The sequence below is a fragment of the Vibrio quintilis genome (assembly GCF_024529975.1).
In the GTDB taxonomy this organism is placed as follows: Bacteria; Pseudomonadota; Gammaproteobacteria; order Enterobacterales; family Vibrionaceae; genus Vibrio; species Vibrio quintilis.
On record NZ_AP024898.1, the window covers coordinates 328,291 to 342,595 of the forward strand.

Here is a 14,305-nt window from a genome sequence, read left to right on the forward strand (position 1 = left end):
TGGGTGAAGGCCGTGCTGCCGCCCGTAAATATTAGTCGTAAATAGTTGGGATTGGCTGTCGTTTGTGCTCTGTGGCCTTATAGATGCTGATCAGTTTATCAATCACGGCATCAGACACAGGTTTGCCTTCCAGGAAATCGTCGATTTGATCATAACTGAGATTCAGTGCGTCTTCATCGGCTTTCTGAGGTGATAATTCTTCAAGGTCCGCAGTCGGGGTTTTATTGACTAAAACTTCCGGTGCACCCAGTGTGGCCGCTAACAGGCGAACCTGGCGTTTGTTCAGGCCAAACAGCGGGGCTAAATCACATGCGCCGTCACCAAATTTGGTATAGAAACCGGTGATATTTTCTGCCGAGTGATCAGTTCCCAAGACTAATCCTCTGGTATAGCCTGCAATTTCATATTGCGCGATCATCCGGGCACGGGCTTTGACGTTCCCTTTGACAAAATCAAGTTTCTCCGGTGCATCCGGCAGTAAACCTGTATGCCCGAGTGCTTCATGCGATGCCGCATGCAAGCCATCGACTCCTGCTTTGATGTTCACACTGACCGAGTGCGTTGGCTGAATAAATGACAGTGACAGCTGGGCTTCATCTTCATCCTTCTGCTCACCATATGGCAGTCTGACCGCGATAAACTGATAATGATCGGATTTTGCTTCTTCGTTCAGCTGGTTCACAGCCAGTTGAGCCAGCCGGCCACATGTTGCGGAGTCAATACCACCACTGATACCCAGTACAAGCGATTTACAACCTGATGCTTTGAGTTTGCGCTTGATAAAATCAATCCGTCGCTGAATTTCAAATTCGGGTTCAATTGTTGGCAACACATGCATTTCTTTACGGATTAATTGTTCCATTTGACATTCCTTTTCGTGCAAGCAATATATATCTTTCCAATATCATACTGATTTCGGTGAATTAAAAAACCGGAGAATGAAATCAAAAGGACCAATATGTTGAGAATTGCCGTTTTTGGCAGCGCTTTTAATCCGCCGACGCTGGGTCATCAAAGCGTGATTGAGTCATTAAGCCATTTTGACAGGATTTTATTAGTCCCCAGTATTGCACATGCATGGGGAAAACTGATGCTGCCTTATCCGGTCAGATGTCAGTTGGTTGATGCATTTATTGGTGATCTCGGCAATCCGGCGATTGTTCGATCTGATATTGAAGAGCAGCTTTATCAGCCGGAGCTGCATGTGACTACACATGCGGTTTTACAGGCATTACAGGTTCGTTATCCCGCAGATGAGCTGACTTTTGTCGTGGGGCCGGATAATCTGTTGCAATTTGGCAGTTTTTATAAAGCGGATGAGATATTGCAGCAGTTTTCTGTGCTGGCCTGTCCGGAGAAAGTCCCGGTCCGCAGTACGGTTATCAGGCAACAAATCCGGCAGGGAAAGCCAATCTCTCAGATGACGACGCCATCCGTTGAAAAATTAATTCAGGACTTATCCCTTTACTGTGCTGATACCTGACAATTCAAGTAATTAGACCGTTTCCCTGTCTGCCGGATACCGCTCCGCCACTTAAATTTTTTTTTGATATCCGGCTCACTCAGAAAAGAAAAAACGAGAATATATGAGGTATGTGCTAAAACTTATATTAGGTAGTTAGATAGTCTGAATATCGTCTGAGTGTTGCAAAAGGGATGAATATGGAATTATTTGCTGATATGCGTCAGGAGCCAGATCATAAGCCGGAGAGTGATCATACTAAATCGGTGAAAATCAAAGATCCCTGGAAAGTATTACTGGTCGATGATGACCCTCAAATGCACCAGATTACGCAACTGGCATTGAGTAATTTCTCTTTTCAAAAACGTCCTCTTCAGCTGATATCTGCTTATTCTGGTGAAGAAGCGAAAGAGATTTTTCAGCGCGAGCGAAATATTGCACTGGCTTTGATTGATGTGGTGATGGAAACGGAGCATGCCGGACTGGATTTGGTGAAATTTATCCGTGATGATTACCAGGATCGTCTGGTCCGGTTAGTGCTCAGAACCGGTCAGGCCGGGCAGACACCTGAAGATAAAGCGATTCAGGAATATGAGATCGACGATTACAAAGAAAAAACGGAACTGACGACCCAAAAGCTGAGAACATTGCTGTATTCGATGCTTCGCTCATACCGGGATTTATGCCTGATTGAAGAGCAAAAAGAGGGGCTGAGCCGGGTGATTCAGGCTTCTGCGAATGTGCAGAATACCAAGACCCTGAAAAATTATGCGACCTCTGTATTGCAGCAACTTACTTCTTTACTTGGCCTTGAAGCCTCCGCATTTTACTGCATTGTTCAGCCACATATTGATGGTGAGATGGGGCGGGCGATGACGATTGCTGCGACCGGCAATTATGTCTCTTTTTACAGGGAGTGCAGTTTTGATGTTTTGCCCGATATTGTGGCAGAACGTTGCAAGTTAGCTCTGAAGAATAAACACTCTTATGATTTTTCAGATGCGTATGTGTTTCATATGAGTGATGACCGTGGCATCGATAACCTGCTGTATGTGAATTTAATCGGCGATTTATCCGACCTGGATAAACAATTGCTGGAAATTTATATGCAGAATATCAGCCTGACCTTCGACAACATCAATTTAATGGTTGATCTGCAGGAAACATCTCAGGAACTTGTTTATCACCTGTCAAACGCAGTGGAGGCCCGGAGTAAAGAAACCGGGGCTCACGTACAGCGTGTTGCGCTGTATTGTGAAAGACTGGCACAGTTGTATGGATTGCCGGATAAAAATGTCCAGCTGATTAAACATGCGTCCCCGCTTCATGATGTTGGTAAAGTTGCTGTGCCGGACAGCATTTTGCACAAGCCGGGTAAGCTGGATGCTGAAGAATGGCGAATCATGAAAAAACATGTCGATTATGGGGTCGAAATCCTGAGTCAGTCCAAACGTAGTCTGATGGTGGTCGCGCGGGAAATTGCAGAAAACCACCATGAAAAATGGGATGGCAGTGGTTATCCGTGCCAGCGCAACGGGGACGAGATTCCGCTCAGTGGCCGGATTGCAGCCCTGGCGGATGTGTTTGATGCACTGGGTGCGAAGCGTTGCTACAAAGAAGCCTGGACAGACGATAAAATCCGGGATGAATTAGTGGAACAGCGAGGTAAACATTTCGACCCGAAACTGGTGGACCTGTTCCTTGAACACTGGGATGAATTCATTGATATCCGTAATCAGCATCCGGATTAAACTGACACATCAGGCTGACCAGATTCAGCCTGATTCATTTTATTCTCCCTGACGAATTGTTTCATCCAGCCACTGATCAAACTGAGACTGGGGTAATGCCCCGTTGATCATATTCAGGCGCTGGCCCTGTTGATAAACCATGATGGTCGGAATACTGCGGATCTGAAACTGTGCCGCCAGTGCTTGTTGTTCTTCAGTATTAATTTTAATAAACCTGACTTTTCTGTGATGGGTTTTGGCACTTTGTTCAAAAACAGGAGCAAAGCCTACACACGGATTACACCATGGTGCCCAAAAATCGATAACAACCGGAATATCGCTCCGGAGCAGTGTCTGAAAGTTTTCTGCAGTACCTTCAACCGGTGCTCCGTCAAGCAAAGGCTGGCGGCATTTCCCACATAACGGAACGTCTGAAACCTGCTCTGCAGGTAAGCGATTCATCGCCTGACAGGATGGACAGCGAGTTTTAAAAGTCATGATATGCAGCTCTTGTTATAATTAAACTATACCCACACAACCTGAATGATTCACTTTCAGTTTGTTGGGGCTCTGGGGACAATTATCATCAATAATTGAATAATAACAACCATGAGTTTTACAGGTTCGGGTCACGCTGGTTGCGTTATATTCAATATTGAACCTATACCGGAATTATTTGATTCATATGATACCGTCCGGGCATTTCAGAAACCTGGATGAAATGAACCGGATATGTGTTATGTGGAGGTGCTTCATGACATATCACAGACATAGTTTATCGATTGGACTTGAACGTGTTGACCATGAGTTTTTTGTTTATATCACGGCAACCGGAACGCTGACTCATCAGGATTATGAAATTATTACGCCTTTACTGGATGCTGCGATTGCGAAAGTGAATACGCCGCAGGTCAATGTATTGGTCGATATCACCCGGTTTGAAGGATGGGAGCTGAGAGCTGCCTGGGATGATTTCAAACTGGGCTTAACGCATGGGTCGGATTTTAATAAAGTAGCGCTGTACGGTGACAGAGAATGGCAGGCGCTGATGGCCAAAGTCGCGGACTGGTTTTCGACCGGCGAGGTGCGATATTTTGAAAATTACGATCATGCGGTTCGCTGGTTACAGAGCTGATTGGTCCTTGCACAACCATTGATTCGTATTACAATATCTCCTGACCGGCAGCCGGCGCTGCCGGGAAAACTATTTTGTTAATCGAACTTCGGGGCGGGGTGAAATTCCCCACCGGCGGTGATTTTGCTGTGGATGGTTTTTCTGAGAGTAATTTTCTGAGAAAGCACTGTCAACAGCAGCAAACAGCCCGCGAGCGCCTGAAGCCATTGATATGGCATCAGGGACAGCAGATCCGGTGAAATTCCGGGGCCGACGGTGATAGTCCGGATGAAAGAAGATCGACCAGATGCACGAATTGTTTTCATCATGCAAAGCAGAGACTGACAAGATTGGTTTCTGTTTGTGAATGGTTCGTGATCGTCCGGTATTTCAATCATCACCCCTGTGCATCTTACATCACGGAGAATTCAATAAGATGGCAGGAACATTACTGATCATGGTTGCATGTCTGACATGGGCCATCGATACACTCATCAGATACCCGCTTCTGGGGGCAGGTTATACAACGCTTCAGGTTGTTTTTACCGAACATTTGATTTTAACGGTGCTGATGTTGCCTTTTGGCTGGCGTTATCGCCACCATTTCAGACAACTGAGCTGGCGGATGACGCTGTGTATGCTATTTATCGGAGGCGTCGGCTCTGCGCTGGGAACGCTGGCATTTACTGAAGCCTTTCATTATCTGAACCCGACACTGGTGATTCTGTTGCAGAAACTACAACCGGTGATTGCGATTTTACTGGCTTGTTTTGTACTGAAAGAGCGGATTCAGTCTTCTTTTCTGCTATGGGCCTGTGTTCTGATTGCCGGCAGTCTGATTATGATGTGGTCTGACATTCTTTCCCTTGCACAAAATAATTTACATGCCACCCGGCAGGGCAGCGATATCATCAAAGGCTATCTGTACGCTTTGGGAGCTGTTGTTGCCTGGGGAGGCGCAACCGTGTGTGGCAAGTATCTGTCTCAGCAAGCGTGTCCGCCGAATGCGATTTTATTCGGGCGGTTTTTCTCGGGATTCTGCGTGCTGGCGCTCTTTGTCTCTCTTCAGCCTTCGGCGATAAAGCCGATGGAGATGGGTGACTGGGAGTCCGTTGCGATAATGGCCTGCCTGAGCGGGCTGGCTGGTATGTGGTTTTATTATCAGGGGTTGCGATATATTCCGGCACGCCGGGCAACACTGGTTGAGCTGACTTTCCCGGTATTTGCTGCTGCAGTCAACTGGTTATTTCTCGGCCAGACGCTATCTTTCTACCAGATCGTCGGCGGGGTGGTACTGCTGGCCGGTAATCTGGGATTACAGCTGCGGGAAACCAAAAAAGTGATTCAGCCAACCCGTGCTGCTTTGAGTAAACAGCAGGCTTAAATTTATTTTCTCCCCTTTTTTACGATTGATTCAGGGCTGACTTCGGTTTGGCCCATTTCATTTCTTTTTCCTGTTAAACAATCTGTGTGATGTGTTTTTCTGATGTCTGGCTGGTTCCCGGGTAAATCCCTGATTCAATTTCAGGATCTATGTCCGGGGAATGACAAAACCTGCCTGGCGTAAAAAAACAGAGCACTGATTGCTATCTTTTCTATGTGTCTGATACGCAGACTTGATATATTCATGAGCGATTTCGACATATGCATGTATTTGCTTAATTCTGATCGGTTGTTTCAGCAAAATTTTCAGATATCAGCAAATCTGTTGATCGGTTTGTGCACGGATGAATGGTTCAGCTGTATGTCCACGACCAGAAAGGAATCACCGGGCATCAATACGCCCTTAGCACCGTTGTAGCCGGAAACTTTGTCGGAACGATGTCTCAGAACAATGTCTCAGAACAATGTTTTGAAATGATGTCTGGTACGCTTACAAGGTTAAAAAAATGAAAATAAACTATCGTACAGGCCGGCAGTTCATCTGCTTATTGCTGGTCTTATTCAGTTTTCCGTTACTGGCAAAATCAATACTCACCGGTGAAGATGGCTACCGGTTATGGCTGAAATATGATCCGGTCAAACAGGATCAACAGGCAGAAGAATACCGACAGCAATTTGCTCACTGGCAGGTGTCAGGCAAGAGTCAGACCGCGCAGGTGATCCGCGATGAGCTGGAGAATGCATTAACCGGGTTGCTAGGAACAAGTGCGCCGGTGGCCGGAACATCCGGTGCATCGCTGATCGTTGGCCGGTTAGCAGAATTACCGGAATCTTTGCGTCAGGCATTGAAAAAAAATCTTCCTGCCTCTGAAGAAGGCTATCTGATCAAAACGGTGTCTTATCAGGGACGCCCTGTCACTGTAATTACCGCAAAAACGGATGTGGGCGCATTGTATGGCAGTTTTCGCCTGCTGAGACTGATTCAGACACATCAGTCTTCCCGTTCACTGAATATTGCCTCCGGACCGAAGTTAAAAATCAGGGTGCTGGATCACTGGGATAATCTCAATCGCCATATTGAACGTGGCTATGCGGGAGAATCGATCTGGGACTGGCATAAGCTGCCGGTTTACATCTATCAACGGTATTATGATTATGCACGGGCGAACGCTTCCATCGGAATTAACGGTACGGTTTTGAATAATGTCAATGCAGATCCGTTAATCCTGACGCCACAGTATCTGGATAAGGTCCGGGCTTTAGCCGATATATTCCGGCCTTACGGCATCAAAGTTTACCTGTCTGTGAAGTTTAGTTCGCCACAATTGATTGGTGGATTAAAAACGTCTGATCCTTTAAACACGCAGGTCAAACAGTGGTGGCAAGATAAAGCCCGCGAAATTTATCAGAAGATCCCTGATTTTGGTGGTTTTCTGGTGAAAGCAAACTCCGAAGGCCAGCCGGGGCCGGGTGATTTTGGCCGGACACATGCCGAAGGTGCGAATATGCTGGCGGATGCGCTGGCACCGCACGGCGGTATTGTGATGTGGCGGGCTTTTGTTTATGCCAATGAAAAGCACGAAGAGCGTTCGAAGCAGGCGTACAGTGAATTTAAACCACTGGATGGTCAGTTCCGGTCTAATGTTTTGCTTCAGGTGAAAAACGGGCCGATTGATTTTCAGCCCAGAGAGCCAATCAGTCCGTTATTTGGTGCCACGCCAAAGACACCGTTAATGATGGAATTTCAGATCACGATGGAATACCTGGGTTTCAGTACTCACGCCGTTTATCTGGGGCCGTTATATAAAGAAGTGCTCAATACCGACACTTATGCCAGAGGGCCGGGTTCAACCGTCGCAAAAGTGATCGATGGATCTTTGTTCAATCAATCTGTCAGCGGGATCGCAGGTGTGTCTGATATCGGGAGTGACCGCAACTGGACCGGACATATTTTGTTGCAGGCTAACTGGTATGTCTTTGGGCGTCTGGCGTGGGATCACTCGCAGTCTGCGGCGGATATCGCCGGTGACTGGATCAGAATGACGTTAACCAATGATGACCAGGCAGTGGCAACCATTGAAAAAATGATGATGGTTTCCCGCGAAGTGGCAGTGAACTATATGACGCCGCTGGGGTTACATCACATCATGGGCGCCGATCATCATTATGGTCCGGGTCCGTGGGTCGATTTTCTGCCAAGGGATGACTGGAATCCGGTCTATTATCACAAAGCAGATAAATATGGCCTCGGTTTTGACCGCTCACCAACAGGCGTGAATGCCGTTGCGCAGTATTTTTCACCACTTCGGGAGCAGTTGTCAGATCCGAAAACCACCCCGGAAAATCTGCTGCTTTGGTTTCATCACTTGCCCTGGGATTACAAAATTGCTTCATCAGGCCGGACGCTTTGGAATGAACTGGTATACAGATATTATCAGGGGGCTGCCGATGTCAAAGTGATGGCGAAGCAGTGGCAGGAGCTTGAAGATAAACTGGATCCGCTGCAGTTTCAGCAGGTTAAAATGGCATTTGATATTCAGCAACAGGAAGCAGAGTGGTGGCGGGATGCCTGTGTGTTGTATTTTCAGCAGTTTTCCGGCAGGCCTATTCCTGAAGGGTTTGAAAAACCACACCATACACTCGCGTATTATGAGCACCTGAGTTTTCCTTATGCTCCGGGTCAGAGCGGAAGATAATCATGTTATTTTCAGGCGGGTGACTGGCCTGAACAGCTGCTGTGTTGCGGGGAAAATTGTGTCCCCGCTTCTTTACACCCAAATCATCCTGAAGCGTCATCTATATCCAAGCAACCTGCATCTTCAGGTTGTTTGGGTATATTTGGATGCAGACGATTTTGGGATATAAATATGACCTGTTTACCATTTTCTGATTTATTTTTTCCGGGAATATATTTCGCCCGGCAAAATAATTAACAAAGTTTTATTTTTCAGGAAAATAACCGGAGAGAGGCTTACAAAGTTTGCTCAAGGTTAAAGAATGAAAACATATATTCACATTTTTTATGCACTTTGAACCAGGACTTGATATATTCATAGGTCGTTTCTGGTATATAGCGGTGACCTGCTGCAGGGTATTCAGAACAAGCGTTGGGGCTTTATATCAATAAGTTGGGCAGAGGCGACAAGTATGAAATCAATATCATTTAAAGCAAAACTGGTTGCAATTGTTATTTCTATTATTTTTGTAACGATTATGACGTCTTATTTTAGCGCCAATGTTTATATTAGTCGTTATATTCATCAAGCGGATACATCTTTCATCAGTACACAGATAGAAACGGTCAGAAATGTAATTGCTGACAAAATTGAAAGTAATATCATTTTAGCCAAATCAACAAAATTCAGTTTTTCAGAAGTCAAACAAGCGGTTGAAAGAACAGGATTTCATGATGCGGTCAAAGTTGCTTTTGGCATGGCGATTAATAAGGATGGTAAAATTACCGATGAAGCACTGACTCAGAAATATCTGAATTTACTGTCGCAGGCGAATGGAAAAGTGGCAGTGACCGATGTTTATTTTCAGGAGAAGAAACCACTGATTACAATTATTGTTCCTGAAGGTGAAGAAAAAGGAAATTTATTTTTTGTTGACTTAACCCCGCTTGGATTGCTGCTGAAATCAATGTCCGTTGATGGCAGTTATCTTGAACTCAAAGACGCAAAAAACAGCCAGGTGTTCTCGAATAAAATTGACGGAAATGTCACGCCAATCAGTCAGTCATTTGATGTTGCCGGAAAATCGTGGAATTTAACCGGATATATTGACAACGATTATATCCAGAAAGACACGGATGGCTTAAACAATAGCATCACAATTGCTTTAATTATCGCGGCTGTTATTCTCATCCCGATTGCTTTCCTGTTAATTAACTGGGTGGTTAAACCCATTGTGTTGCTAAAAAATCTGATTGCCGATCTGGCGACCGGGAATGGTGACTTAACGCACCGGTTGCAGATTGATACCCGGGATGAACTGGGAATGATTGCAGAAGGGATTAACCAGTTTATTGCCAGTCTGCAAACGATGATGATACAGGTCAAACAGTCAACAGAGTCTATCAGTCAGGAAATCAGAAAGCTCGAAGAGCAAACTGACTCAAACGGACAACTGTTACATCAGCACAGTATGGAACTTGACTCTACCGTCACTGCAATTAACGAAATGAGCTCTACAGCTTCTGTTGTGGCTGAAAACGCAGCGACTACTGCCAGTCAGACAGAAATGACCAATACAGAGGCATCACAGTCACGTGAAGTGGTTCGGCAGGCTGTTGACAATGTGAATTCACTGGTGGTTGAAGTGGAAGAAACCGCCCGTTTTGTCTCTGAGATGAACGGGCACGCCGATGAAATTGGTCATCTGCTTGGCGAAATTGGCGGGATTGCCGAGCAGACAAACTTACTGGCGCTGAATGCTGCCATTGAAGCAGCACGGGCCGGTGAGCAGGGACGTGGTTTCGCAGTTGTTGCCGATGAAGTCCGGGCACTTGCTTCCCGGACACACAAAAGTACCGAAGATATTGTCGGCATGCTGGACCGGCTGAAATCCGGGACCTCAACTGTGGTTGCCGGGATGGAATCAACAACATTCAGCTGTCGCCATACGGCGGAGACAACCGGCGAGGTAATGTCTTCTCTGGATAAAATGACAACGGCAGTGAATGAAATCAATGATCTGTCTGTTCAGATTGCCACCTCAGCAGAAGAGCAAAGCAGTGTGACCGAAGATATAAACCGCAGTATGGTGAATATCCGCGAGATGATGCAACGCATCAATGATAATGGTGACAGTACGGCTCAAACTGCACAGCGCTTAATCCAGACGAATCAGCAGCTGTCAGATATTGTCGGACAGTTTAAAATTGAAGCCTGAATGATCTCTGGCTTCTCAGCTGAAACAGATATCATCTTTTAACCCCGGATTCCGGTCATGAGTACGCGCAGGTAACATGACCGGATGGTTTATTTGTCGCAGCCCTTTTTTTCAATGTTTTGTCGTATCCGTTTTTTTCTTACCCGATCATTCGACTCTGTTTTTGTTGCATAAACGAATGACGCTGTATGTCACTGTGTTCATTTCCCCGGATGGTTTTTTATGCGTACCTGAGATGTTAATTTTATGATTAACGTATGTATCAATCATTACCCGAACATCATTTTTTGGGAGAACAAAGCTGATAAATGTTAATTTTTTGTTATGATTTGTATTGGTTTTGTTGTAATTGCCGGTTTTTGATGTGCTGCTAGTGTTGTTTTTATGTTTGTTTTGGTGCATTCTTGCACTATTTGTGTGCATCAACATAAAAATCTTTAAATGCGCATTTTTAAAAACGATCTATATTTATATGTAATATTTCATGATATGATTGCCTTTTGATTAGCTAATTATTCATATTTAATGTTTAAATATGTATCTTTGGTTTAAATCATACCGGGAGATTTACGGGTGGCACACTTTGTGCTGATACACGCTTTGTACTTTTGGTACTGACCGTTTCCGGTTTCCATCGTTTTGAAGTTATATAAGAAGGTGATAATGAAAAGAATGACGTTTCTGACAGTCATGCTGTTTAGTTTGATGACATCATTTGCTCAGGCCGCAGAAGATAATTTAATCCGCCTGGGTGTAGAACCCGGATATGCGCCTTTTGAGATCAAAAAACCTGACGGATCTCTGGCCGGATTCGATATCGATCTGGGTAAAGAAATCTGTCTGCGCCTGAAAGCCCGCTGTGAATGGGTTGAAAGTGATTTTGATGGTCTGATCCCGGCGTTGAAAGCCAAGAAAATTGATGCAATTTTATCTTCAATGTCGATTACGCCTCAGCGTCTGGAAGAAATAGATTTCACCGATAAACTTTATGGTACGCCAGCCCGTCTGGTCGCTCCAAAAGGAATGAAGTTTCAGCCAACCGCAAAATCTCTGGCCGGGAAACGTGTCGGGGTGTTTCAGGGAACAACGGCTGAAACTTATGCAAAAGAGCAATGGGCAGCCCACGGCGTTGATGTGGTTGCTTATCAGAATCAGGATCTGGTTTACGCTGATTTGATGAATGGTCGTCTTGACGCTTCTTTCCAGGATGCTGTTGCCGCGGATGATGGCTTTTTGAAGCGTCCGGTCGGTAAAGGTTTTGCGTTCAGCGGTCCTGAAGTCAACGACGAAAAATATTTTGGTGTTGGTGCCGGTATCGGCGTTCGCAAAGAAGACCAGCAACTGAAAAACAGTATTAATAAAGTTCTGGCTGACATGTTAGCAGACGGGACTTACCAGCAAATTGCGAAGCAATATTTCCAGTTTGATATCTACGGTAAATAAATCATCTTTCAGCAGCCCTTTGTTAATCATAACGATGTGTGGTTATGGTGAGCAACGGGCTGTTCTCTTCAGGTAAATTAATATGTTACAAGGTTATGGCAGTGTTATCTTTGATGGTGCTGTAATGACAATTGAGCTTGCGGTGTTGTCCGTGGCGGTTGCAATTGTCCTCGGACTACTTGGCGCAAGTGGTAAATTATTTGGTAACCGGCCTGTTGTTTTCCTTGCGAATATTTATACAACCATTGTGCGTGGCGTACCGGATCTGGTGCTGATGATGCTGATCTTTTACGGATTACAGCTCATTCTGAACCAGATTACTGAATTCTGGGGCTTTGAGCAGATCAATATTGATCCCTTTACTGCCGGTGTTCTGACGATTGGTTTTATTTATGGCGCTTATCTGGCCGAAACGTTCCGTGGTGCTTTTCTGGCCGTCCCTAACGGGCAGCTTGAATCAGGAACGGCTTACGGTTTTACCCCCTGGCAAATATTCCGGCTGATTTTGTTCCCGCAGATGATGCGTCATGCATTGCCCGGGCTATCGAATAACTGGCTGGTGATTCTGAAATCAACTGCTTTAGTTTCTATTATTGGTCTTGCTGATGTGGTGAAAGCAACCCAAATGGCGGGTAAAGGAACCTATCAGTTTTTCTTTTTCACGATTGTTGCTGCTGCGGTTTATCTGTTTTTTACGACGCTATCGAATTTAGTGTTTTACTGGCTCAATCGTCGTTATGCCTTTGACCAGAGGAAGAGCGCCTCATGATTGAAATTCTTGAACAATATGGTAAGGCCTTTCTCTGGTCTGATGGTTACCATTTTTCAGGTGTGGCTGTCACACTCTGGTTGCTGGTGATTTCGGTTGTGCTGGGTTTTGTGACTTCCGTGCCGCTTTCTCTGGCCCGGGTTTCTGAAAAGCGGTGGATTGCTTTTCCTGTATGGCTGTTTTCTTATGTCTTCAGAGGAACACCGCTGTATGTCCAGCTGCTGGTGTTTTATACCGGGGTGTATACACTGGGTTTTGTTCGTTCAACCGAGTTTTTGAACTGGTTTTTCCGCAGTGGTTATAACTGTACGCTGATTGCGCTGTATTTGAATACCTGTGCCTATACCATCGAAATTTTTGCCGGTGCGATCAGAGAAACGAATCAGGGTGAAATTGAAGCAGCGAAAGCCTATGGTTTTTCCCGCTGGAAATTATATCGCCACATCATTATTCCTTCTGCATTGCGCCGGGCATTACCGGCTTACAGCAATGAAGTGATTATGATGTTACACTCCACTTCGCTGGCATTTACTGCAACGGTTCCGGATATTCTGAAAGTGGCCCGGGACGTTAATGCAGCAACCTATAAATCATTTCATGCGTTTGGTATTGCTGCGGTTTTATATCTTATAATCTCATTTTTGCTGGTAGCGTTGTTTAAAAGAGCCGAAAAACGGTGGTTAAGACATCTGCGGCCGATTTCAGCTCAGAAGTAAGGAATCTTATGCATAACTCAAAACTTGCCGTGAAAGAACTCCATAAAAAATATGGTTCTCATGAAGTGTTAAAAGGTATATCGCTTCAGGCAAATGCCGGTGATGTGATCAGTATTATTGGCTCGTCCGGTTCCGGAAAAAGTACCTTTCTGCGCTGCCTGAACTTTCTGGAAAAACCGTGTGAAGGTTCGATTTATGTCAATGGTCAGGAAATCAGGATGGCGCGTAACAATGACGGGCAGCTCAAAGTCGTTGATGACAAACAGTTGCAGCTATTACGGACCAAACTGACCATGGTTTTCCAGCACTTTAATCTGTGGAGTCACATGACTGTGCTGGAGAATGTCATGATTGCGCCGATGAAAGTGCTCGGTATCAGCGAAGCAGAAGCCAGGCAGCGCGCTTTGACTTATCTGGAAAAAGTCGGGATTGATGATCAGGCGCAGCAGCGTTTTCCTGCACATTTATCCGGTGGTCAGCAACAACGGGTTTCAATTGCCCGTGCACTGGCGATGGAACCTGAAGTTCTGCTGTTTGATGAACCGACTTCCGCGCTCGACCCTGAATTAGTCGGAGAAGTTCTGAAAATCATGCAGAAACTGGCTGAAGAAGGGAAGACCATGATCGTTGTGACCCATGAAATGGAATTTGCCCGTCATGTTTCGAATCATGTGATCTTCCTTCATCAGGGAAAAATTGAAGAAGAAGGTGATCCGGAACAGGTGTTTAACCAGCCGAAAAGCGAACGCTTACAACAGTTTCTGTCCGGTGCACTGAAGTAATCGGTGTTTTCAC

General features: G+C 45.4%; 12 protein-coding genes and 1 riboswitch. Of the genes, 10 read left to right on the top strand and 2 right to left on the bottom strand.

Annotation, left to right across the window (positions count from 1 at the left end; all coding sequences use genetic code 11):
- Positions 1–31 precede the first annotated feature (31 nt).
- Entirely contained in the window at positions 32–862 is an 831-nt protein-coding gene (gene nadE, locus OC443_RS20055) for an ammonia-dependent NAD(+) synthetase (protein WP_073583425.1), read from the bottom strand.
- A gap of 96 nt (positions 863–958) precedes the next feature.
- Here nadE and OC443_RS20060 point away from each other — a divergent pair, with 96 nt between their 5' ends.
- Positions 959–1,483, top strand: coding sequence for a nicotinate-nicotinamide nucleotide adenylyltransferase (locus OC443_RS20060; RefSeq protein WP_073583424.1), 525 nt, complete (start codon positions 959–961; stop codon positions 1,481–1,483).
- Between the two features lie 179 nt (positions 1,484–1,662).
- A complete protein-coding gene (locus tag OC443_RS20065; RefSeq protein ID WP_073583423.1) occupies positions 1,663–3,213 on the top strand; it encodes a response regulator in 1,551 nt (516 codons plus the stop codon).
- A gap of 39 nt (positions 3,214–3,252) precedes the next feature.
- Here OC443_RS20065 and trxC read toward each other — a convergent pair whose 3' ends face one another.
- On the bottom strand, positions 3,253–3,693 hold the full coding sequence (gene trxC / locus OC443_RS20070) for a thioredoxin TrxC (protein WP_073583422.1): 441 nt from the start codon (positions 3,691–3,693) through the stop codon (positions 3,253–3,255).
- A gap of 253 nt (positions 3,694–3,946) precedes the next feature.
- On the opposite strand from trxC, the gene OC443_RS20075 reads away from it, so the two are divergent.
- The 8 genes from OC443_RS20075 (at position 3,947) to hisP (ending at position 14,292) form a co-directional block, all read left to right on the top strand.
- Positions 3,947–4,327, top strand: a complete 381-nt coding sequence (locus OC443_RS20075) for a SpoIIAA family protein (RefSeq protein ID WP_073583729.1) — start codon at positions 3,947–3,949, stop codon at positions 4,325–4,327.
- Positions 4,328–4,407: 80 nt separating this feature from the next.
- Positions 4,408–4,610, top strand: a riboswitch (FMN riboswitch).
- A gap of 132 nt (positions 4,611–4,742) precedes the next feature.
- Positions 4,743–5,690, top strand: coding sequence for a DMT family transporter (locus tag OC443_RS20080; protein ID WP_073583421.1), 948 nt, complete (start codon positions 4,743–4,745; stop codon positions 5,688–5,690).
- Positions 5,691–6,195: 505 nt separating this feature from the next.
- A complete protein-coding gene (locus OC443_RS20085; RefSeq protein WP_073583420.1) occupies positions 6,196–8,385 on the top strand; it encodes an alpha-glucuronidase family glycosyl hydrolase in 2,190 nt (729 codons plus the stop codon).
- 451 nt (positions 8,386–8,836) lie between these two features.
- The gene (locus OC443_RS20090) at positions 8,837–10,582 is read left to right on the top strand and encodes a methyl-accepting chemotaxis protein (RefSeq protein WP_073583418.1); all 1,746 of its coding nucleotides are present in this window, start codon (positions 8,837–8,839) and stop codon (positions 10,580–10,582) included.
- A 663-nt stretch (positions 10,583–11,245) separates the two neighbouring features.
- Positions 11,246–12,025 carry an ABC transporter substrate-binding protein gene (locus tag OC443_RS20095; RefSeq protein ID WP_083601632.1) on the top strand — a complete coding sequence of 260 codons (780 nt, stop codon included), beginning with the start codon at positions 11,246–11,248 and terminating at the stop codon, positions 12,023–12,025.
- Positions 12,026–12,107: 82 nt separating this feature from the next.
- Positions 12,108–12,794: an ABC transporter permease gene (locus OC443_RS20100; protein ID WP_073583416.1), complete on the top strand. Its 687-nt coding sequence runs from the start codon at positions 12,108–12,110 to the stop codon at positions 12,792–12,794.
- Positions 12,791–13,510, top strand: a complete 720-nt coding sequence (locus tag OC443_RS20105; RefSeq protein WP_073583415.1) for an ABC transporter permease — start codon at positions 12,791–12,793, stop codon at positions 13,508–13,510. Before OC443_RS20100 ends, OC443_RS20105 begins: the two co-directional genes overlap by 4 nt.
- 8 nt (positions 13,511–13,518) lie before the next feature.
- Positions 13,519–14,292, top strand: a complete 774-nt coding sequence (hisP, locus tag OC443_RS20110; protein WP_073583414.1) for a histidine ABC transporter ATP-binding protein HisP — start codon at positions 13,519–13,521, stop codon at positions 14,290–14,292.
- Positions 14,293–14,305 lie beyond the last annotated feature (13 nt).